Source organism: Streptomyces wedmorensis (assembly GCF_000716445.1).
Classification (GTDB): domain Bacteria; phylum Actinomycetota; class Actinomycetes; order Streptomycetales; family Streptomycetaceae; genus Streptomyces; species Streptomyces wedmorensis.
The window spans coordinates 117,799-137,416 of sequence record NZ_JNWK01000006.1; the positions used below are offsets into that span (position 1 = coordinate 117,799).

Below are 19,618 nucleotides of genomic sequence, written 5' to 3' on the forward strand. Positions count from 1 at the left end.
AGCTGCGCCCGCAGGACGGGCGGCAGCCTCCGCCGTCCGTCGTCCGGGAGCGCTGCCGCGCCCCGCCCCCTCCCCCGCCGGAGCGCCCCGGGCGACACCCCGTCCCGCACCCGTCCCCTCTCCCGAGGAGAACCGTCATGACCACTCCCCCGAGTGCTTTCCCGGACGTCGAGAAGCTGGTCGTCGACGTCCTCAAGGCCGACCCCGCCCTCGCCGGCGCCACCATCGCCGTCAACGCGCCGGCCGGCTTCGACGGCACCCAGAGCGCCGTCCTGGTCAACCGCCGCGGCGGCGCCTGGATCGGCGACCAGCACGTCGACATGCCGCTGATCGAGTTCGAGGTCTACGGGCCGAGCAAGACCGCCGCCCACGTCCTCGCCAACGGCGCCCGGCGGGCGCTGCTCGCCACCATCGGCAAGCAGCTCGGCGCCAACAACGTCGTGCACGACGTCGAGGAGCAGGACGGGCCGCGCTGGCTGCCCGACTACCTCTACCGGGGCGCGAACCGCTACCTCTGCGTCATCCGCCTCTCCCTGACCGTCTTCTGACGGCCGCTCCCCTGAGCGTCGCCGCCGCCCCGAGCGGCTCCTGAGCGCCGCTCACCCCCGATCGCCCCCCGAGCCCGTACGGCTCCCTGACGGGCGCTCACCCACAGACCAGGCCTCGCCGTCCGGCGGGGCCTTTGCCGTACCCGGACCCGACGTCCGGGGCGGTGCAACCACCCCACCCCAAGGAGAAACCCCACCATGGCTGGAAACAACTCTGCCGAAATCCGCGTCGCAGGCACCGGCAAGCTCTACGTCGCCGACGCCGGCACCTCCGCCCCGGCCACCTTCGGCACGGACTCCGCCGCCGACTGGTCCGGCGCGGGCTGGAAGGACCTCGGCTTCACCTCCGGCGACGGCGTCACCTTCTCCAAGAAGGACAAGCTGGAGGCCATCGACTCGTGGCAGTCGGTCTCCCCGATCCACTACATCTACTCGAGCCGTGACCTCTCGCTGAAGTTCTCGCTGCTCCAGTTCAACGAGGACACGCTGCCCTTCTTCATGGGCGGCGACGCCGTCAAGGCGGAGCCGACGCCCGCCGTCGACACCTACCGCTACGAGATCGCGGAGCGTCCGTTCGCCGACGTGCGCGCCCTCGGCCTGGAGTTCACCGACGTCAAGGCCGGCGGCACGACCGCGGTGCGCTACCGCTTCATCATCCCGCGCGGTCAGGTCACCGCCACCGACGACATCAAGCTGGCCCGCAAGGCGGCGTCCCAGCTGGGCATCACCTTCAGCGCGATGTCGAAGGGTGACGGCAAGCCGCTGGCGACCTTCCTCATGAAGGACAGCCAGTACTCCGCGACCGTCTGATCCCTCTCCCCCCGGGGCGGGACGGCACACCGCCGTCCCGCCCCACCCCTCTCCTCTTCACACATCCGAACAAGGAGTACGCATCACCATGGCCCGTTTCGACGTCAACGCAGCCCGCGCCCAGCGACAGGAGGCCCACGGTCGCAAGTGGTCCTTCGAACTGGACGGCGAGACCTACACCCTTCCGACCGAGCTCAGCCGCGCCACCGCCAAGGGGCTGCGCAAGCTCGACGACAACGACGTGGACGGCCTGCTCGCACTCCTGATGGGTGAGGAGCAGTTCTCCCGCTTCGAGCAGCACGACATCACCATGCAGGACATCGCCGCCATCCTGGAGGCCTACGGCAAGGAGACCGGGCTCGGCCTGGGGGAAGACTGAGCCTCGTCGAGTTCGTCGATGAACACGCCGAGGCCCTTGAGGCGGACTTCATCCGCTATTACGGGGTCGACCTCCTCGACTGGCACCGTGGGGAGCTCTCCAGCCGTCGCCTCATGGTGCTGATCAAGCACCTGCCGCGGGACAGCTCCGTCCATCGCGACCTGCACGGCGAGGCCGCCGAGTGGTCGATCAGCGACCATCTGCTCGCCGCCACGGTGGACCATCTGGCCGTGTCGAACTGGATGTTCGCCTGCGTCAACACAGGCGAGGACTCCGACCCGCCGGAGGCACCGACGCCCGTCCCCCGTCCGGGCGACTCCGACAAGGACAAGGACGGAGAGCAGGCGGACCAGGACGGGCAGAGCCCGTCCACCGAGGGAGGCGAGGCCGTCTCCCCCCAGGCCATCGCCCGCTTCTTCGGGTGATCCCGCGGCCCCCGGAGCCCCTTCCCGTCAGGGAGTGGGCTCCGGGGGCGCTTCTTCCTTTGCCCGTTCGGCGGTCATGTCCTTCTCCAGGGCCCTGGCCCGGTCGGACAGCCTCCGCCCCCTGCTCGCGCGCGCGTCCGGGTCGCCCGGGTCGGCGTCGCGGCGGTCGGCGGACGGTCCGGCCTGGACGGGCACCCCGGCCAGCGGCGGGACGATCGGCCGGCCGCCCTTGCCGCGTACGACCTTCCGTACCGGCTGGGCGTTCCGGCGGGTCCGGCTCTCCTGTGCGGTCACGAGGAGGTCGGGCTCCGGCTCCGGTTCGGGTTCCTTCTGGTGCTCGGGCTCCGGCTCGCTTCCGGTCCGCTGTCCCGCGTCGGTTCGCCGGCCGGCGGCCGGGCGCTCTTCGGGTTCGGTCCGCGGTCCGGTCTCGGCCCGCTGTTCGAACAGCTCGCGTTCCCTGCGTACGCGCTCCTCGGCCTCGACGACGGCCGCGGGCGGTTCGAGGAGCCGGGCGAAGGGCAGCGCGATGACCCGGGCGCCGCCTTCCTGGCCCGCGTCCGTACGGCGCTGGGGGCGGCGGATTCCACGCGCGTCACCCTGCCCCTGCGCGTAGGCGTCGGCGACGCGCTTCTCGTACTCCCTGCGGATGCGGGGCAGTTCGTCCGAGACGGCCTCGGCCCAGCCGGACGTGAAGGCGGTCGTCTCGCGCCTGTCGACCTCGGCCCTGGGGATCACGACGAGTTCCTCGGGGGCGTACCCGGAGACGTGGACGAGCTCCGAGAGGTAGGCGAAGAGGTGGGGCAGGTCGGGGTGGGCCGCAAGCCAGTCGACGACCCGCTCCCGGCGACCAGCGCCCGGCTCCGTATCCATGCGTCAGTGCTGCCTTCCAGCCCCCTGGGGTCCCCGCGCGCCCCTCGCGCCCCTCGTCCCCCAACGTGGTCGGTTCGGGGAACGCGTCCTCCAGGTTACCCGGTCGAACTCATGACCGTTTCAGCTGCCAACGCGTTCGAAAAACGCGCAAGAAGACACACCGTCAGGCGTTTCCCGCTCGACAAACATCGAACAGATGTTCCACACTCTGTTCGCACAGAAGTTCGAACACGTGGTGCCCCCGCTCCTCACTCCGCGGCGCCGCCACACACGCACGGGCAAGCAACCGGAAGGCAGGCGTCCATGACTCAGCAGGCCGAGGCATCGCGACCGCACATCCCGCTCCAGGACCGCCTCCGCCAGCTCCTCGACGGACCCGTCGCCCTCGACAAGAGAGCGTTGCTCGGCACGCTGTACGCCGAGGTCTCCCGCTACGAGACCCTCGCGTACACCGCCGGCTGGAACGACGCCCTCGCGACGACGCGCCGCGCCCCCCGCCGGACCGAGGACGCCTAGCCGCCCCGGCCGCCCCCGCACGAACGAGCCCTTGCCGCCGCCGGCAGGGGCTTTTCGGCGCTTGGCCCTCACGGGCCGGAAGCGGAGCAACCATGGCAAAGACCCCCGACGACCTCTCCACAGAGATCGCCGACCTCAAGAAGGCCCTGTTCGAAGAGGCCAAGCAAGAGGTCAAGTACAAGATCGAAAACACGGACGACAAGACCAAGGAGGACAAGCCGTTCGTCGAAACCACCTCGGCGGTCGCCTCCGCGCTGAAGAAGCACCTGATCGACGTCACCCCGAAGATCGCCACGGAGAACTTCCTCCTCCCCGTCATCGCCCAGATCAAGGAAATCCACACCGAGGTCACGAAGAACAAGAACGTCGAACTCCTGGAGGCCACGCCGTTCCTCGGCGGCATCGCCGCGGCCTGGGAGAAGTGGTACGAGAGCAAGGAGCCAGGCGCCGACGTCAAGTGGCAGCACTGGCTCGCCGCGGCCCTCGCAGGCCTCGCACTGGTCACCCTGCTGCCCGGCATCAGGGGCGCGATCGTCAACGGGTTCCGGTATGTGTCGACCAAGCGCCGCGGCGACACCCCTGCGCTACGCGACCAGAAACTGATCTGGACCAAGAACGCCGACGGTGGCTGGGGGCGCGAGACGCTCGGCGCCGTCAAGGCGCGCGAGGCGCGGAAGTGGAACGGCGGCACCAGCCTCGCCGACATCGTGCAGGACGGGACGAACGCCGCCAGGGCCGAGGCCCTGACCCAGAAGCTGGGGCCGTTGAACGGCGAGCTCCTCAAGTTCAACAACCGGGCCCCCGACTTCCTCCGCCACTTCGGCAGGATGCCGACCCCGGGCAAGGCCCAAAAGGCGGTGGAGGCCCTCCAGAAGATCGCCGACGCCATCGGCCGGATCAACCTGACCGCGTTCTCCACCGTCGCCAACAGCATCGGCCGGATCGTCGACCACACGGGCAAGGCCAACCCCCTGCACGTCACCCAGGTCGCCGAAGGGATCGGGAAGCTCGTCCTCGCCGCGAAGGACTTCAAGCCCGAGATGATCCCCAAGGCGGGTCCCGTGCGGGATTCGGCCTCCGCCCTGGAGACCCTCACGGGCAAGATCCAGCCGCTCCAGAACGCCCTGCGCGAGCTCCGTTCGGAGACGGGCCGGCTCAACTCCACCCTCGACGGCAACTGACCCCATCCCACCCCGAAAGGAGGTAACCCATGTCTCTCGTCAGAAATCTCAGGAACGCGTCCACCGCCGTCGGCAAGCTCAAGAGCCAGGCGTCCGGTGCCGGTGCCTCGGTCAAGAAGGTCGGCGACGCCGGGAAGGCGGCGAACGGTCAGCTCAAGAACCTGAAGACCGCCGCCCAGGGCTCCGGCACCCAGCTCAAGAACCTGAAGACGGCCTCGGAGCAGGCCGAGCGGGCCATGAAGAAGGCCGGCGACACGGCCCAGTCGGCCGGTGGCAAGCTCGGCAAGTACGAGTCCGGCGCCGGCAAGGCCGCCAAGGGCCAGGACAAGCTCAACAAGTCCATGAAGGGCAACTTCCTGGTCCGCCTGCTCGAACTCTTCATGCCGCTCATCGAGACGATCGTCGAGATGGCGCTGCGCTCGAAGACGATGCAGAACGTCATGAAGAAGGCGTTCGGCGCCATCAAGACCGTGATCAGCACGGTCATGAAGGCCATCGGCCCGATCATGAAGCAGGCCGGAAACCTGATCAAGACGGTCTGGAACGGCATCAAGAAGGCCATCTCCACCGTCGTGAAGGCCGTCGCCACGGTCATCAAGACGTACGTGAAGATCTGGAAGACCGTCATCACCACGGTGATGAACGCGATCAAGAAGGTCATCAGCACCGTCTGGAACGGCATCAAGGCCGTCATCACCCCGGTGGTGAACTGGATCAAGTCCGCGATCCCGAACGCGTTCAGCGCGGTCAAGGACAAGATGTCGTCCATCTGGAACGGCCTGAAGGACATCGCGTCCCGGGCGTTCGACGGCATCAAGAGCGGTGTGAAGGGCCCGATCAACGCCGTCATCGGCCTCATCAACTCGATGATCAGCAGCCTCAACCGCGTCAAGGTCAGCGTCCCCGGCTGGGTCCCGGTCGTCGGCGGCAAGACGTTCGGCGTCAACCTGCCGACCATCCCGATGCTCGCCACCGGTGGTGTCGTCATGCCCCGCCACGGCGGTGTCCCGGCGATCCTCGCCGAGGCCGGCGAGGCCGAGGCCGTCCTGCCGCTGTCCAAGCTGGACCGGCTGCTCGCCCTCACCGCCCGCCGCGCCCGCATGGGCCAGGGCGGCGCCCAGGCCGGCGCCGCCGGGCCAGGGCTGCACATCGAGCACTACCACGCGGCCCGGAACAGTGACCCGCACGGCACGGCCGACGCGCTCATGTACCTCGTGAAGGCGCGAGGAGCACGCGCATGAGTGCCGCGCTCGTCGCCATGCCCCGATTCCGCGTGGCCATCGCGCCGATGAACACCCTGCGGCAGGGGCTGGGCGGAGCGAGCGGCGTACTGAAGAACCTGCGGGCGGACGCCCAGCGGGCGGCGAGCGGCATCGGCACCCTCGCCGCCGGCGTCAAGAGCTCCGGAACCACCCTCCGCACCCTCGGCCAGAACGCCTCCGGCGCCGCCACCGCCGTCACCAAGATCAAGCAGTCCACCGCACCCCCCAAGGTCAAGCGGCTCGGCACCGCCGCCGGCAAGGCCCGTACCGCCGCCGGGAAGATCGGCACCGGCGCCGGCATGATCCTCGGCATCCTGCTGCCGCTGCTGCCCATCACGGACGTCATCTCCGGCCTGATGGGCACCTTCGGCATCGTGATGACCATCGCCTCGGTCGCCATGACAGGCGTCAACGTCGCCATGCGGGCCAACCCGCTCGGCTTCGTCGTCGGCCTGATCGTGCCCATCGCGGCGTACCTGATCGAACTGGCCGTCAACTCCGAGACCGGTCAGCGGATCATCAAGCAGGTGCTCCAGCAGGCGCTGAAGGGCTTCCAGGCGGTCTGGAAGTTCATCCAGCCGTTCATGGAGACCCTCGGCGAGGCCGTGGGCACGTACGTCAAGGCGTACCTGACCGTCTTCAAGACCGGGCTCAAGATCGTCGGTTCGGTGATCGGCGGGATCTCCAAGATCGGCTCCGCCGTGTCCTCCGCCTCGAACGCGCTGCGCGGCATCGCGTCCCGCACCATCGGTGGCATCAAGAGCGCCGTCGAGCCGGTGGCCAAGTGGATCACCGACAAGATCCCCGGCTTCTTCCGCACCGCCAAGGACGCGGTGAGCAACGCCCTGCGGGGCATCGGCGACCTGGTGAAGGGTGGTCTGAGCGCGGTCATCGGTGTCGTGAAGGGACCGATCAACGGTCTGATCGCCTTCGTCAACTGGATCATCGACGGGCTCAACAAGCTCAGCTTCGAGATCCCGCTCACCGACAAGAAGTTCGGCGTCGAACTCGACAAGATCCCGATGCTCGCCGAGGGCGGCATCGTCTCGCCCGGAAGCGCGGACGACTACCGCATCGACTCGCTCTCCCAGCTGGAGAACCGTCGCGTCCCCGCGCTCACCGAGCCGCTTCCGCAGCCGCACCGCATCCGGGACTTCCACGAGGAGCCCGGCGCCGGCCCGCGGTCGACCGCCGAGGACCTGCTGTTCCTCGCGACCGCCCACCGCTGACGCCCGCTCTTCGCCCCGCGCCCGTCCGCCCACCGCTGACCCCATCCCAAGTGAGGTGACGGCCACATGGCCGAGACCACGACCCCGTACGCCGGAAACACCTACACCGCCGACCTCGCGCCCGGCTCGCTGATCACCCAGGACGGGCAGATGCAGTGGGCCGGGCTTCTGATCGGGCCCGGCACCCCCTTCGCCGTCGACAAGTCCGGCCTCTCGGGCTGGGAGGACCTGCCCGAGTACGACTCGTCCGACGCGGACCGTCCCACCTCGCACGGCGCCTGGCCCGGTGCCAGGTTCGCCAAGCCGCGCAAGGTCGGCGGCACGATCGTGCTGATGCCGGAGTACAGCGGCACGGCCGGTGCCGTCCGCGCGCTGCGGCAGGCGCTCGCTCTCCTCGACGAGGAGCGCTGGCTCACCGTCCGGCTGCACGGCGAACTGCTCGCCGTGCGCGCCCGGATCGCCCAGCGCGTGGTCCCCGCCGACCAGGGCTTCGCCACCCAGGGCAGCTCCCGCATGTCCGTCCAGTGGCTGGCGTCCGACCCCCGTCGGTACGCCGTCAAGGAGGAGACCGTCACGACGACTCCCCCGCAGCCCGAGTCGGGCCTGACCTGGCCGCTGACCTGGCCACTCAGCTGGGGCAAGGCGACGAGCACCGGTGACGTCGTGATCGACAACACCGGTTCGGCCGCGACCCACCCGGTGATCGTCTTCCGCGGCCCGTGCTCCATGCCGGCCGTCACCGAGCGCGTCACCAGGCGCCGCCTGCGGTACGCGATCGACCTGGCCGCCGGCGACGAGCTCACCGTCGACACGCGCGCGGGCACGGTCATGCTCAACAACTCGGCCTCCCGGCTGCACACCGCGATGGCCGACTCCACTCCGGAGGAGCTGTTCGTGCTGGAGCCCGGCCTGACCGACCTGTCGTTCCGGCCCGAGGAGGGCACCGCGGCCTCCCTGATGACGGTGCGCTGGCGGAGCGCCGAGTGGTGACCGCCGCACGCTGACCGTCCCCTCGGGGCCGGCGGAGAGCACGCCACGGCGTGGTCACCGCCGGCCCCGAGCCGTTCCTCCACCCCGACCGCCCGCCCCCCTTCCGGAGAGGTGACCCATGACCGTACGCGCCGCTTGGCTCCAGTCCACCGGCCAGACCCGCGAGGACACCCGTCTGACCCTCGCCGCCCTGCTCACCCCCAGCGGCCAGACTCCCGAGGAGACCCCGCTGCGCTCGCGGTCGGGCATCGTCCCCGGCGGCTTCGTCCTGACCGGCAGCACCCCGATGCAGTGCACCATCGGCACCGGTCGCGCGATCCTCCAGGGCAAGGACACCGCCCAGGGCTCCTACCTCGTCGCCGTCACCTCCCCGGAGGCCTTCACCCTCGGGGACGGCGACCCGCAGTACGACCGGATCGACCTGATCGAGCTGGCCGTCGTGGACGGCGGCTACGACCAGGGCGCCACCACCGAAGCCGTGGTGCGCCTGGTCAAGGGCGCCCCCGCGGCCAACCCCGTCGCCCCGGCGAGCGGCGCCGGCAGCACGCTCCCGCTCTACACGATCCGGGTCCCGAAGGGCACCTCGGCCGGTACGGGCGGCGTGCAGTGGGCCACCGCGGTCACCACCCAGCACTGGGCGGTCGTCGCGCTCGGCGGGATCATGCCCACCAGCGGCTTCAAGGGCGCGTACACCGGCCAGTACCGGGACACCGCCGGGCTGCTCCAGCGCTGGGACGGCGCCACCTCGACGTGGGTCTCGTACCCCAAGGCGATCGGCGGCATCGCGCCGCACGGCACGGTGACGACCGGTTCGTACACCGGCCAGTTCCGGGACAACGCCGGAGTGCTCCAGCGCTGGGACGGCACCGCCTGGCAGTACGCCGAGGGCAAGGCGACGATCCTGTTCAGCGCCTCGCAGACGTCCTACCAGTCCATCCCCTTCGCCGTGTGGACCCCGGTCACCCTCCAGACCGTCGACATCGACGACTTCAACGGCTGGAACGGGACCGACACCTTCACCGTGCCCCGCACCGGCTGGTGGCGCGTCTCCGGCCACACCGCCTGGACCAGCGACTCCTTCGAGGGCATGCGCGGCACCCGCGTCGTCGTCGGCGGCGTCGGCGTGCCCCGGATGACCTGGCTCACGCCCGCGGGCGGCGGCCCCGTCGTCGTCGGCGGCCAGGGCCTCATCAAGCTCACCGCCGGCAGCACGGTCCAGCTCTCCGCGTACCAGACGAACCCGACCGCGGTGCGCACCCTCGGCGGCGGTGGCTACTCCTGCAACCTCTCGGCCGAGTGGATCAGGTCCTGACTCCACCGGATCGACCCCCGATCCCGTCCCTCCCCCGCCTCGACTCCTCGATCGGAGAAACCCCATGAACCTGCGCAGCAGCTGGGTCGCCGAGACCGGCCAGACCCGCGAGGACACCCGCCTCACCCAGACCGGTGTCACCACGATGTCCAACCCCGTCCAGGTCCGCTCCGGCGTCCTGCCCGGCTCGTACGACGGCGCGTTCCGGCTCGCCGGCTTCTGGACCTTCGGCTCCGGCGCCATGACGGCCACGGTCTCCGAAGGCCGGGCCGTCATCCAGGGCGAGATCACCCAGGGCGCCTACCCGGTGACGCTGCCGACCGCCACGACCGTCACCTTCACGCCGGGCAACGCCCAGTACGGCCGCATCGACGTGATCGTCCTGAAGATCTACGACACCCTCTACGACTCCTCGACGAAGACCGAGGCGAAGCTCGAGATCATCCAGGGCACCCCGGAGCAGACCCCGAAGGTCCCGCTCATCCCGGCACGCTGCCTGCCGCTGTACGAGGTGGTGGTCCCGGCCGGCGCCAGCGCGGGCAACGGCGGCATCCCGTGGAACACCTCGCTCAAGGACCTGCGCAGCACGGTCGTCTCGCTCGGCGGCATCCTCCCTGCCGAGGGCCAGACCGGCCCGGGCACCTACCCGGGCCAGTACCAGGACGCCGCCAACACGCTCCAGCGCTGGGACGGCGGCAACTGGGTGCCGTACCCGGCGGCGCTCGGCGGCATCATGCCGAACACCGCCTCGGCCACGCCGGCGAGCTACACCGGCCAGTACCGCGACACGGCGACCGGCCAGCTCCAGCGCTGGAACGGTTCGGCGTGGATCCCGGCCGTGGCGGTCGGCGCCTTCGTCGACAACGGCGACTACGGCGACACCACCTCGATCACGTACACGTCGACGCTCGCGGGCCGCGCCACCAACCCGCTCACGGTCAGCTTCGTCGCCCCGCCGTCGAGGACCGTCGCCGTCAGCTTCGGCGCCAAGATGAAGTCGGGGAGCAACGACCACTACGCGTACATGGCGCTCAAGCTCACCCAGGGCGCCACCGTCGTCAACGACCTCGAGGACGACTACGCGGTGATCGGCGCCAGCCAGAACATGATCTCGCTGGCCAACACCCGCCGTTACTCCGGCCTGACCGCGGGCGCGACGTACACGCTCACGGCCTTCTTCCGGGTCATCACCAACACCCTCACCCTCAAGGCCGGCTTCGACAACACGTTCATCAAGGTCGACCCGCTGCCGTAGTCCCGGATCCACCCACCCGACAGGAGAACACCATGGCTCTGCGCAGCGGCTGGCTCCCGCCCACCGGACAGACCCGAGTCACCACCCGCCTCACCGCCCACGGCGCCACCACCCCGGCCAACCCGCTCGCCTCGCGCTCCGGCATCCTGCCCGGCACGATCGACGGCAAGTTCCGGGTCGGCGGCCTCTGGATGAGCTCCAGCGGCCCCATGACGGCGACCGTCTACGCCGGGCGCGCCGTCGTCCAAGGCCCGAACAACCAGGGCGCCTACCCCGTCACCCTCGACGCGGACACCGTCCTCACCTTCGGCGACGGCGACCCGCTCAACCCGCGCATCGACCTCGTCGTCCTGCGCGTGTACGACGACGAGTTCGACAGCCTCACCCGCAGCGAGGCCGTCCTGGAGATCGTCAAGGGACAGCCGAAGGCCACGCCGGACGCCCCGGTCGCGCCCCCGCTCTCCCTTCCCCTCTTCTCGGTCAAGGTGAAGGCCGGAGCCTCGGCCGGCACCGGCGGCATCGACTGGGTGGGCGGGGCCTCGACGGACCTGCGCACCACCGTCGTCGGCGTGGGCGGCATCCTGCCCGTCTACAACAACGCCGGCGTCCCCGGCTCCTACCCGGGCCAGTACCAGGACAACGACAACGCCCACTTCCTCCAGCGCTGGGACGGCCTCGGCTGGGTCGCGTACCCGAAGGAGATCGGCGGTGTCGCCCCCAGCGGCACGGTCTCGACCGGCACGTACGTCGGCCAGTTCCGCGACAACTACGGCGTCATCCAGCGCTGGAACGGCACCGCCTGGGTGAACTACCAGCCGCCGGTGGAGGTGGAGACCACCAACACCGGGACGACCGCGCTGACCGGCTGGACGGTCGTGGCCTTCTCCGCCCGCCGCACCCGGGGCCTCGCGACCGTCCTGATCACCGTCTCCCGCAACGGCACCACCATCACCGCCGACAGCGCCGGCAACATCACCGACGAGCCGCTGTGCACCCTGCCCTCCGGATGGCGCCCGGCCTTCGACTACGAGGCCTCCGCCTGCGACGGCTTCGCCAACGGCGGCGCCTACATCTCGTCCGGCGGTCAGGTCAACCTGCGCACCTGGTCGCCCAACGGCGCGCTCGTCTCCGGCCGGACCGTGCGCATCTCCGCGACCTACGTCCTGTAAAGGGGGCTGTCCATGGCAATCGACACGCCCTACCGGGCCATCTTCTGCGACCTCCGGACCGACACGACCCTCGACATCCTGCCGCTGCGGGACGTGTCGTTCGAGGACTACATCGGCCGGGCCGGCTCCCTGTCCGGCACCATCCCCATCCCCGACCGTGCCATCGCCGAGCGGGCCCACCGGATCAAGCCGGGCCGCACCACGGTCTACCTGGAGCGCGGCGGAGACCTGTGGTGGGGCGGCATCATCTGGACCACCGACCTGCAGTCCAGTGGCCGCGGCGTGCTGACCCTGGGAATCCAGGCCTCCACCTTCGACTCGTACGCGGCCCGGCGCCGCATCCGTACGGACGAGTTCGAGACGCCGTTCCTCCAGCCGACCGACCAGTTCACCATCGCCCGCAGCCTCTGGCGCAGCCTGTCGGACGGCCTGGGCGTCAGCAAGATCGACGTCGGTGACCCGGACGAGCTGTCCAAGACCCTGCGGACGGCGTCCTGGCGGTACGGCGACGAGACCGGCTACCAGGAGGCCCTCGACCAGCTCATCGCCCAGGGCCTCGAGTACCAGATCCAGGTCTACCGCAACCCGGAGGACGGCACGCGGGTCCGCCAGCTCAAGCTCGGCGCGCCCATCCGCACCGGCGCCACCGACATGGTCTTCGACCGGCCCGGCGCGATCCTGTCGTACTCCATTCCGGACGACGCCACCCGCGGCGGGACCCACGCCCTGGCCCGCGGTGCCTCGACCAACAGCAACGCGGGCACCGAGTCCAGGCCGACCCTGTCCGACGTCAAGCAGCCGTCGAAGGCGCTCCCGGACCTCTGGCCCCAGATCGACATGTCCTCGGACCACAACGACATCAGCGACAAGACCAAGCTGAACGCGCTCGCCCAGGCAGAAGTCGACACGCCGTGGGGGTCCGTGCAGATCCCCGAGATCAGCATCCGGCTCGGCGGGATCGTCCCCCCGACGCTCCTCGGGCGCACCGCCCGCATCCGCATCACCGACGAATGGCACCCGACGGGCCTCGACTCCCGTTACCGCATCGTCGGCGTCAAGGTCCGGCCGGCCGAGCGCGGCCGGCCCGACACCGCCGAACTCTCACTTGAGGAGGGCTGATGGCTCTACTGCCCGAGAACATCATCGACCGGCTGGTCCAGATGGAGCGCCGGATCCAGGCCCTGTCCACAGCGGTCAACACCCGTCCTCCTCTCAACGAGATCCGCCCCATCCCGCCCGAGAACCCGCCCCCGAACCCGCCGACCCCCAAGCCGGTCCTCCGGGTCTTCGACGCCTACAACCACGAGCTCTTCGCGGACGACATCGCGACCGGCGGCCTGGCCAGGCCGTGGCTGCAGCTGATGCCGCCGGTGGACCACGTGAACGTGGCGAAGTGGCCGTCCACCACGAGCACGTCCTTCACCGCCATCGCCATGTCCTTCAACCCGGTCTGGCAGCCCAAGATGCGGCTGTCGATGTACACGAAGGCGTCCAGCGGAGCGACCGGCCAGGTGAAGGTCATGGTCGACGGCCAGCCGTTCGGCCCGACCGTGAACGCCGGGCAGGTGTTCGACTACACCGGTCTGCTCCCGGTCGACCTGCCGAACAAGTTCGGCAAGGTCATGACCGTCGAGATCCACGCCGTGGTCACCAGCGCCTCCGGCACGGTGTACGCCCAGCCCGTCAGCATGTACGGCACCCAGACCTGACCGTCCGCCCACCCTGGCCGACGAGGCCATCGAGGAGCACACCGTGAACATCGACCCCACCCAGCCCTGGGGCGTGGCCATCGACTACGCCGGCCGCGCCACCGTCACCGAGAACGGCCACACCCTCTCCGTACGCGTCTTCGACAACGGTCTCGGCTACACCCTTGAGCGGGACCCGTTCACCGGCGAGTACCCGTCGGTGCACGTCAGCGCGGAGTTCGCCAGGGCCGGCACGGGTGACGCCACCCTGCGCGGCTACGGCCTGATCGTCGTCGAGGCGAAGGACGGCGTCCCCGCCGTGCCCGACCCGACCGCCGTCCAGCGGGCCGTCGCCGCCGCGCTCGCCGACTTCGAGGGCCGCCGCGCGACCTACGCCGCCCTCTGCGCCACCTGGGACCCGGCCGCCCAGCAGCCCCAGCCGGCCCCGGAGCCCGAGCCCGCCCCGTAACCGCCACCGCCCCACCCGTACGTACGCCCGCCCGAGTGCGGGCCCTTTTCATGTCCGGAGGACACCAGATGGCCACTCCCCTGCCCGCGGACCGGTTCCTCGCCGCGCTCCGCGCCGAAGGCGTCACCGTCGTCGAACACCCCGGCTGGCGCACCCACAACCGCAACCAGGCGGGAGCCTGGGGCCCGGTCGCCGGTGTGATGATCCACCACACCGTCTCCAGCGGCACCGCCTCCTCCGTCGAGCTCTGCTACAACGGCTACGACGGCCTGCCCGGCCCGCTCTGCCACGGTGTGATCGCCAAGGACGGCTCCGTCCATCTCGTCGCCTCCGGCCGTGCCAACCACGCCGGCGGCGGCGACCCGTCGGTCCTCCGGGCCGTCGTCACCGAGACGTACGGCGACCGCCCGCCCGCCCCGCGCGAGCACCAGGGCAGCTCCAACGCCGTCGACGGCAACTCCCGCTTCTACGGCTTCGAGTGCATCAACCTCGGCAACGGCAGCGACCCCTGGCCGGCCGCCCAGCTCGACGCCATCGAACGGGTCTCCGCCGCCCTCTGCCGGGCCCACGGATGGGGCGCCAAGTCCGTCATCGGCCACCTCGAATGGTCCGACTGGAAGAGCGACCCCAAGGGCTTCGGCATGCCCGGCATGCGCGACCGGGTCCAGAAGCGGCTCGCCGCGGCCCCCATCAAGAACCCGCCCGCCGGAATCCCGGCCGGCAAGCCCGCCGCACCCCGCCTCCAGCCGTTCCCCGGCTCCTCGTTCTTCCGCAAGGAGACGAGCTCCCCGATCATCACGGCCATGGGCCGCCGCCTCGTCGCCGAGGGCTGCTCCGCGTACACCGTCGGCCCCAGCCCCCGCTGGGGCGAGGCCGACCGGCTCAGCTACGCGAAGTGGCAGCACAAGCTCGGCTTCCGCGGCTCCGACGCCGACGGCGTCCCCGGCGCCGCGTCCTGGAACGCCCTCAAGGTCCCCTTCACGAAGTAACCCCCCACCAAGGAGCACACCGATGTCCGATGCCGCAAAGCGCACGGCCCGAACCGTCCTCCAGTCCGCCGTCGGCATCGCCGTCGTCCTGCCCGCGATCGTCGACGCCTCCGGCATCCCCGCGACCCTCCCCTGGGTCGCCGGGGCGCTGGCCGTCGCCGGCGGGCTGGCCCGCGTGATGGCCCTCGACCTGGTGCAGAACCTGCTGCCGTCCTGGCTGCGCAGCACCCCGGGCGGTGCCGATGACCGAGTCTGATCCGAACGACCCCGTCGCCGTCGCCCTCGAACTGGAGCGACTCCGCGGCACCCTGGAGGCCGGCTTCGCCCGCGTCGACGGCTCGCTCGCGCTGCTCGTGCAGCGCAGCGACCAGACCGACAAGCAGCTCGCCGACCACGAGGCCCGCCTCGACTCGCTGGAACGCGCCCGCTGGCCGCTGGCCAGCATCGCCGCGCTGACCGCGAGCGCCGGCGTCCTCGTCGCGGTCTGGGAAATGGCCGCACGCTGATCCCTCCTCACGGAGGAACGCCGAAGGGCGGCCACCCCACACGGGGTGACCGCCCTTCGGTTTCGCACTGCTTACTGGTTGTACGGACCGTAGTCGTAGTCCTCCAGCGGCACGGCCTGGCCGGAGCCCGAGCCGAACGGCGAGTAGTCGATGTCGTCGTAGCCGACGGCCGAGTACATCGCGGCCTTGGCCTCCTCGGTCGGCTCGACCCGGATGTTGCGGTAGCGGGACAGACCCGTACCGGCCGGGATGAGCTTACCGATGATGACGTTCTCCTTGAGGCCGATGAGGCTGTCGGACTTGGCGTTGATCGCCGCATCCGTCAGGACTCGGGTCGTCTCCTGGAAGGACGCCGCCGACAGCCACGACTCGGTGGCGAGCGAGGCCTTGGTGATACCCATCAGCTGCGGACGGCCGGAGGCGGGGTGACCGCCCTCGGTGACCACACGACGGTTCTCGGTCTCGAACTTCGACCGCTCGACCAGCTCGCCCGGCAGGAGCTCCGCGTCGCCGGACTCGATGATCGTCACACGGCGCAGCATCTGCCGGATGATGATCTCGATGTGCTTGTCGTGGATCGACACGCCCTGCGAGTTGTAGACCTTCTGGACTTCGCCGACCAGGTGGACCTGGACGGCACGCTGACCGAGGATCCGGAGCACGTCGTGCGGGTTGGTGGCACCCACGGTGAGCTTCTGGCCCACCTCGACGTGGTCGCCCTCGCCCACGAGCAGACGGGCACGCTTCGAGATCGGGAACGCCGTCTCGTCGGTGCCGTCGTCCGGGGTGACGACGATCTTCTTGGTCTTCTCGGTCTCCTCGATGCGGACGCGGCCGGCCGCCTCCGAGATCGGGGCGACACCCTTGGGCTGACGCGCCTCGAAGAGCTCGACGACACGCGGCAGACCCTGGGTGATGTCGTCACCGGCCACACCACCGGTGTGGAAGGTACGCATCGTCAGCTGGGTACCGGGCTCACCGATGGACTGGGCGGCGATGATGCCGACCGCCTCACCGATGTCGACCAGCTTGCCGGTGGCGAGCGAACGGCCGTAGCAGAACGCACAGGTACCGACGGCGGACTCACAGGTCAGGACCGAACGGGTCTTGACCTCCTCGACGCCCGCGTTGACCAGGGCGTCGATGAGCACGTCACCCAGGTCGACGTTGGCCGGCGCGATGACCTTGCCGTCGACGACGACGTCCTCGGCGAGCATCCGCGCGTACACGGAGGTCTCGACGTCGTCCGTCTTGCGCAGGACACCGGTCTCGTCCTTCGCCGCGATCCGCAGCTTCAGACCGCGCTCGGTGCCACAGTCCTCCTCGCGGATGATGACGTCCTGCGAGACGTCCACCAGACGACGGGTCAGGTAACCCGAGTCGGCGGTACGCAGGGCGGTGTCGGCGAGACCCTTACGGGCACCGTGCGTGGAGATGAAGTACTCGAGGACGGTGAGGCCCTCGCGGAACGACGCCTTGATGGGACGCGGGATCGTCTCGTTCTTGGCGTTGGACACCAGACCACGCATACCGGCGATCTGACGCATCTGCATCATGTTTCCTCGGGCACCCGAGTCAACCATCATGAAGATGGGGTTCGTCCGCGGGAAGTTCGCGTTCATCGCCTCGGCGACCTCGTTGGTCGCCTTGGTCCAGATCGCGATGAGCTCCTGCGTGCGCTCTTCCTTGGTGATCAGACCGCGCTCGTACTGCTTCTGGACCTTCTCGTCCTGCGCCTCGTAGCCCTTGACGATCTCCTTCTTCGCCTCGGGAACGACGACGTCGGAGATGGCCACGGTGACACCGGAACGGGTCGCCCAGTAGAAGCCGGCCGCCTTCAGGTTGTCGAGCGTCGCCGCCACGATGACCTTGGGGTAGCGCTCGGCGAGGTCGTTGACGATCTCGGAGAGCTGCTTCTTGCCGACGGAGTAGTCGACGAACGGGTAGTCCTCGGGCAGCAGCTCGTTGAAGAGCGCGCGGCCCAGGGTCGTCCGCAGACGGAACGAGTCACCCTGCTGCCACTCCGGCTCGCCCTCCTCGGCGACCGGGGGAACCCAGCCACGCGGAGCGACGGTGCCGACGGGGAAGCGGATCTCGATCTCCGACTGGAGCGCGAGCTCGCCGGCGTCGAACGCCATGATCGCCTCGGCCGTGGAGCCGAACGCGCGGCCCTCGCCCTTGGTGTCACGGAGCTCGCCGTCGGTGGTCAGGAAGAACAGACCGAGGACCATGTCCTGGGTCGGCATCGTGACCGGACGGCCGTCGGCGGGCTTCAGGATGTTGTTCGAGGACAGCATCAGGATGCGGGCCTCGGCCTGCGCCTCCGCGGAGAGCGGCAGGTGGACGGCCATCTGGTCACCGTCGAAGTCCGCGTTGAACGCGGTGCAGACGAGCGGGTGGATCTGGATGGCCTTGCCCTCGACCAGCTGCGGCTCGAAGGCCTGGATGCCGAGGCGGTGCAGCGTGGGCGCACGGTTCAGCAGAACCGGGTGCTCGGCGATGACCTCTTCGAGGACGTCGTACACGACCGTGCGGCCGCGCTCGACCATCCGCTTGGCGCTCTTGATGTTCTGCGCGTGGTTCAGGTCGACCAGGCGCTTCATCACGAACGGCTTGAAGAGCTCCAGCGCCATGGCCTTCGGCAGACCACACTGGTGCAGCTTCAGCTGCGGACCGACGACGATGACGGAACGCGCGGAGTAGTCCACACGCTTGCCGAGCAGGTTCTGACGGAAACGACCCTGCTTGCCCTTCAGCATGTCGCTGAGGGACTTCAGCGGACGGTTGCCGGGGCCCGTGACCGGGCGACCGCGACGGCCGTTGTCGAAGAGGGCGTCGACCGCCTCCTGGAGCATCCGCTTCTCGTTGTTCACGATGATCTCGGGGGCACCGAGGTCGAGCAGACGCTTCAGACGGTTGTTGCGGTTGATCACACGGCGGTACAGGTCGTTCAGGTCGGAGGTCGCGAAGCGGCCACCGTCCAGCTGCACCATCGGACGCAGGTCCGGCGGGATGACCGGGACGCAGTCGAGAACCATGCCCTTGGGGCTGTTCGCGGTCTGCAGGAACGCGGAGACGACCTTGAGGCGCTTGAGCGCACGGGTCTTCTTCTGGCCCTTGCCGGTGCGGATGATCTCGCGGAGGCGCTCGGCCTCCTCCTCCAGGTCGAAGGACTCGAGGCGCTTCTGCAGCGCCGCGGCACCCATCGAGCCGTCGAAGTACGTGCCGAAGCGGTCACGCAGCTCGCGGTAGAGGAGCTCGTCGCCCTCCAGGTCCTGGACCTTGAGGTTCTTGAAGCGGGACCAGACCTCGTCCAGACGGTCGATCTCGCGCTGCGCACGGTCGCGCAGCTGCTTCATCTCGCGCTCGGCACCCTCGCGCACCTTGCGGCGCACGTCGGCCTTGGCACCCTCGGCCTCGAGCTCGCCGAGGTCGTTCTCGAGCTTCTTGGCGCGGGCCTCCAGGTCGGAGTCGCGACGGTTCTCGATCTGCTGACGCTCGACGGAGACGTGCGCCTCCAGGGAGGGCAGGTCACGCGTACGGCGCTCGTCGTCGACGTACGTGATCATGTACGCCGCGAAGTAGATGACCTTCTCGAGGTCCTTCGGGGCGAGGTCCAGCAGGTATCCGAGGCGCGACGGGACGCCCTTGAAGTACCAGATGTGGGTGACGGGGGCGGCCAGCTCGATGTGGCCCATCCGCTCACGGCGCACCTTGGCGCGGGTGACCTCGACGCCACACCGCTCACAGATGATGCCCTTGAAGCGGACACGCTTGTACTTGCCGCAGTAGCACTCCCAGTCCCGGGTCGGACCGAAGATCTTCTCGCAGAAGAGTCCGTCCTTCTCGGGCTTGAGCGTGCGGTAGTTGATGGTCTCCGGCTTCTTGACCTCGCCGTGGCTCCACTGACGGATGTCGTCAGCGGTGGCCAGACCGATCCGGAGCTCGTCGAAGAAGTTGACGTCGAGCACTATGCGTCAATCCCTCTCAGGGTTGTAAGGCTGTGGGGTCTGATACGGG

Annotated in this window: 20 protein-coding genes; 18 read left to right on the forward strand and 2 right to left on the reverse strand. The window is 69.6% G+C overall.

All coding sequences use genetic code 11. The features are described from left to right. Positions 1-137 precede the first annotated feature (137 nt). The 4 genes from OO54_RS07050 to OO54_RS07065 all read left to right on the forward strand — a co-directional run bounded on the left by OO54_RS07050 (position 138) and on the right by OO54_RS07065 (position 2,162). A complete protein-coding gene (locus tag OO54_RS07050) occupies positions 138-548 on the forward strand; it encodes a hypothetical protein (protein WP_017239565.1) in 411 nt (136 codons plus the stop codon). A 198-nt stretch (positions 549-746) separates the two neighbouring features. Next, the gene (locus OO54_RS07055; protein WP_017239564.1) at positions 747-1,358 is read left to right on the forward strand and encodes a phage tail tube protein; all 612 of its coding nucleotides are present in this window, start codon (positions 747-749) and stop codon (positions 1,356-1,358) included. Between the two features lie 88 nt (positions 1,359-1,446). Beyond that, positions 1,447-1,737 (forward strand): hypothetical protein, encoded by a 291-nt coding sequence (locus OO54_RS07060; RefSeq protein WP_033201990.1) that lies wholly within the window; start codon positions 1,447-1,449, stop codon positions 1,735-1,737. Between the two features lie 113 nt (positions 1,738-1,850). Continuing rightward, on the forward strand, positions 1,851-2,162 hold the full coding sequence (locus tag OO54_RS07065; protein ID WP_051786761.1) for a hypothetical protein: 312 nt from the start codon (positions 1,851-1,853) through the stop codon (positions 2,160-2,162). Positions 2,163-2,189: 27 nt separating this feature from the next. Here the strand turns inward: OO54_RS07065 and OO54_RS07070 are convergent, their stop codons facing one another. After that, positions 2,190-3,032 (reverse strand): hypothetical protein, encoded by an 843-nt coding sequence (locus OO54_RS07070; protein WP_033201992.1) that lies wholly within the window; start codon positions 3,030-3,032, stop codon positions 2,190-2,192. Between the two features lie 303 nt (positions 3,033-3,335). Here OO54_RS07070 and OO54_RS07075 point away from each other — a divergent pair, with 303 nt between their 5' ends. The 14 genes from OO54_RS07075 (at position 3,336) to OO54_RS07140 (ending at position 15,598) form a co-directional block, all read left to right on the forward strand. Then, positions 3,336-3,548 carry a hypothetical protein gene (locus OO54_RS07075; RefSeq protein ID WP_033201993.1) on the forward strand — a complete coding sequence of 71 codons (213 nt, stop codon included), beginning with the start codon at positions 3,336-3,338 and terminating at the stop codon, positions 3,546-3,548. Between the two features lie 92 nt (positions 3,549-3,640). Then, positions 3,641-4,729, forward strand: coding sequence for a hypothetical protein (locus OO54_RS07080; RefSeq protein WP_033201994.1), 1,089 nt, complete (start codon positions 3,641-3,643; stop codon positions 4,727-4,729). A gap of 29 nt (positions 4,730-4,758) precedes the next feature. Beyond that, positions 4,759-5,970 (forward strand): phage tail protein, encoded by a 1,212-nt coding sequence (locus tag OO54_RS07085; protein ID WP_033201995.1) that lies wholly within the window; start codon positions 4,759-4,761, stop codon positions 5,968-5,970. Continuing rightward, positions 5,967-7,220 (forward strand): phage tail family protein, encoded by a 1,254-nt coding sequence (locus OO54_RS07090; protein ID WP_033201996.1) that lies wholly within the window; start codon positions 5,967-5,969, stop codon positions 7,218-7,220. Before OO54_RS07085 ends, OO54_RS07090 begins: the two co-directional genes overlap by 4 nt. A gap of 66 nt (positions 7,221-7,286) precedes the next feature. Further along, positions 7,287-8,210: a phage distal tail protein gene (locus OO54_RS07095; protein ID WP_033201997.1), complete on the forward strand. Its 924-nt coding sequence runs from the start codon at positions 7,287-7,289 to the stop codon at positions 8,208-8,210. Positions 8,211-8,328: 118 nt separating this feature from the next. Beyond that, on the forward strand, positions 8,329-9,522 hold the full coding sequence (locus tag OO54_RS07100) for a hypothetical protein (protein WP_033201998.1): 1,194 nt from the start codon (positions 8,329-8,331) through the stop codon (positions 9,520-9,522). Positions 9,523-9,586: 64 nt separating this feature from the next. Next, positions 9,587-10,777: a hypothetical protein gene (locus OO54_RS07105; RefSeq protein WP_033201999.1), complete on the forward strand. Its 1,191-nt coding sequence runs from the start codon at positions 9,587-9,589 to the stop codon at positions 10,775-10,777. Between the two features lie 32 nt (positions 10,778-10,809). Next, positions 10,810-11,946: a hypothetical protein gene (locus OO54_RS07110; protein WP_033202000.1), complete on the forward strand. Its 1,137-nt coding sequence runs from the start codon at positions 10,810-10,812 to the stop codon at positions 11,944-11,946. A gap of 12 nt (positions 11,947-11,958) precedes the next feature. Further along, the gene (locus OO54_RS07115; RefSeq protein WP_033202001.1) at positions 11,959-13,065 is read left to right on the forward strand and encodes a hypothetical protein; all 1,107 of its coding nucleotides are present in this window, start codon (positions 11,959-11,961) and stop codon (positions 13,063-13,065) included. After that, entirely contained in the window at positions 13,065-13,655 is a 591-nt protein-coding gene (locus OO54_RS07120) for a hypothetical protein (protein ID WP_033202002.1), read from the forward strand. The genes OO54_RS07115 and OO54_RS07120 overlap by 1 nt, the downstream gene beginning before the upstream one ends. Before the next feature lie 43 nt (positions 13,656-13,698). Then, on the forward strand, positions 13,699-14,103 hold the full coding sequence (locus tag OO54_RS07125) for a hypothetical protein (RefSeq protein ID WP_033202003.1): 405 nt from the start codon (positions 13,699-13,701) through the stop codon (positions 14,101-14,103). Between the two features lie 68 nt (positions 14,104-14,171). Beyond that, entirely contained in the window at positions 14,172-15,092 is a 921-nt protein-coding gene (locus OO54_RS07130) for a peptidoglycan-binding protein (RefSeq protein WP_033202004.1), read from the forward strand. Positions 15,093-15,114: 22 nt separating this feature from the next. Next, positions 15,115-15,348, forward strand: coding sequence for a hypothetical protein (locus OO54_RS07135; protein ID WP_017239547.1), 234 nt, complete (start codon positions 15,115-15,117; stop codon positions 15,346-15,348). Next, on the forward strand, positions 15,335-15,598 hold the full coding sequence (locus OO54_RS07140; RefSeq protein WP_017239546.1) for a hypothetical protein: 264 nt from the start codon (positions 15,335-15,337) through the stop codon (positions 15,596-15,598). The genes OO54_RS07135 and OO54_RS07140 overlap by 14 nt, the downstream gene beginning before the upstream one ends. Before the next feature lie 71 nt (positions 15,599-15,669). Here the strand turns inward: OO54_RS07140 and OO54_RS07145 are convergent, their stop codons facing one another. Further along, positions 15,670-19,569, reverse strand: a complete 3,900-nt coding sequence (locus OO54_RS07145) for a DNA-directed RNA polymerase subunit beta' (protein WP_033202005.1) — start codon at positions 19,567-19,569, stop codon at positions 15,670-15,672. Positions 19,570-19,618: the final 49 nt, after the last annotated feature.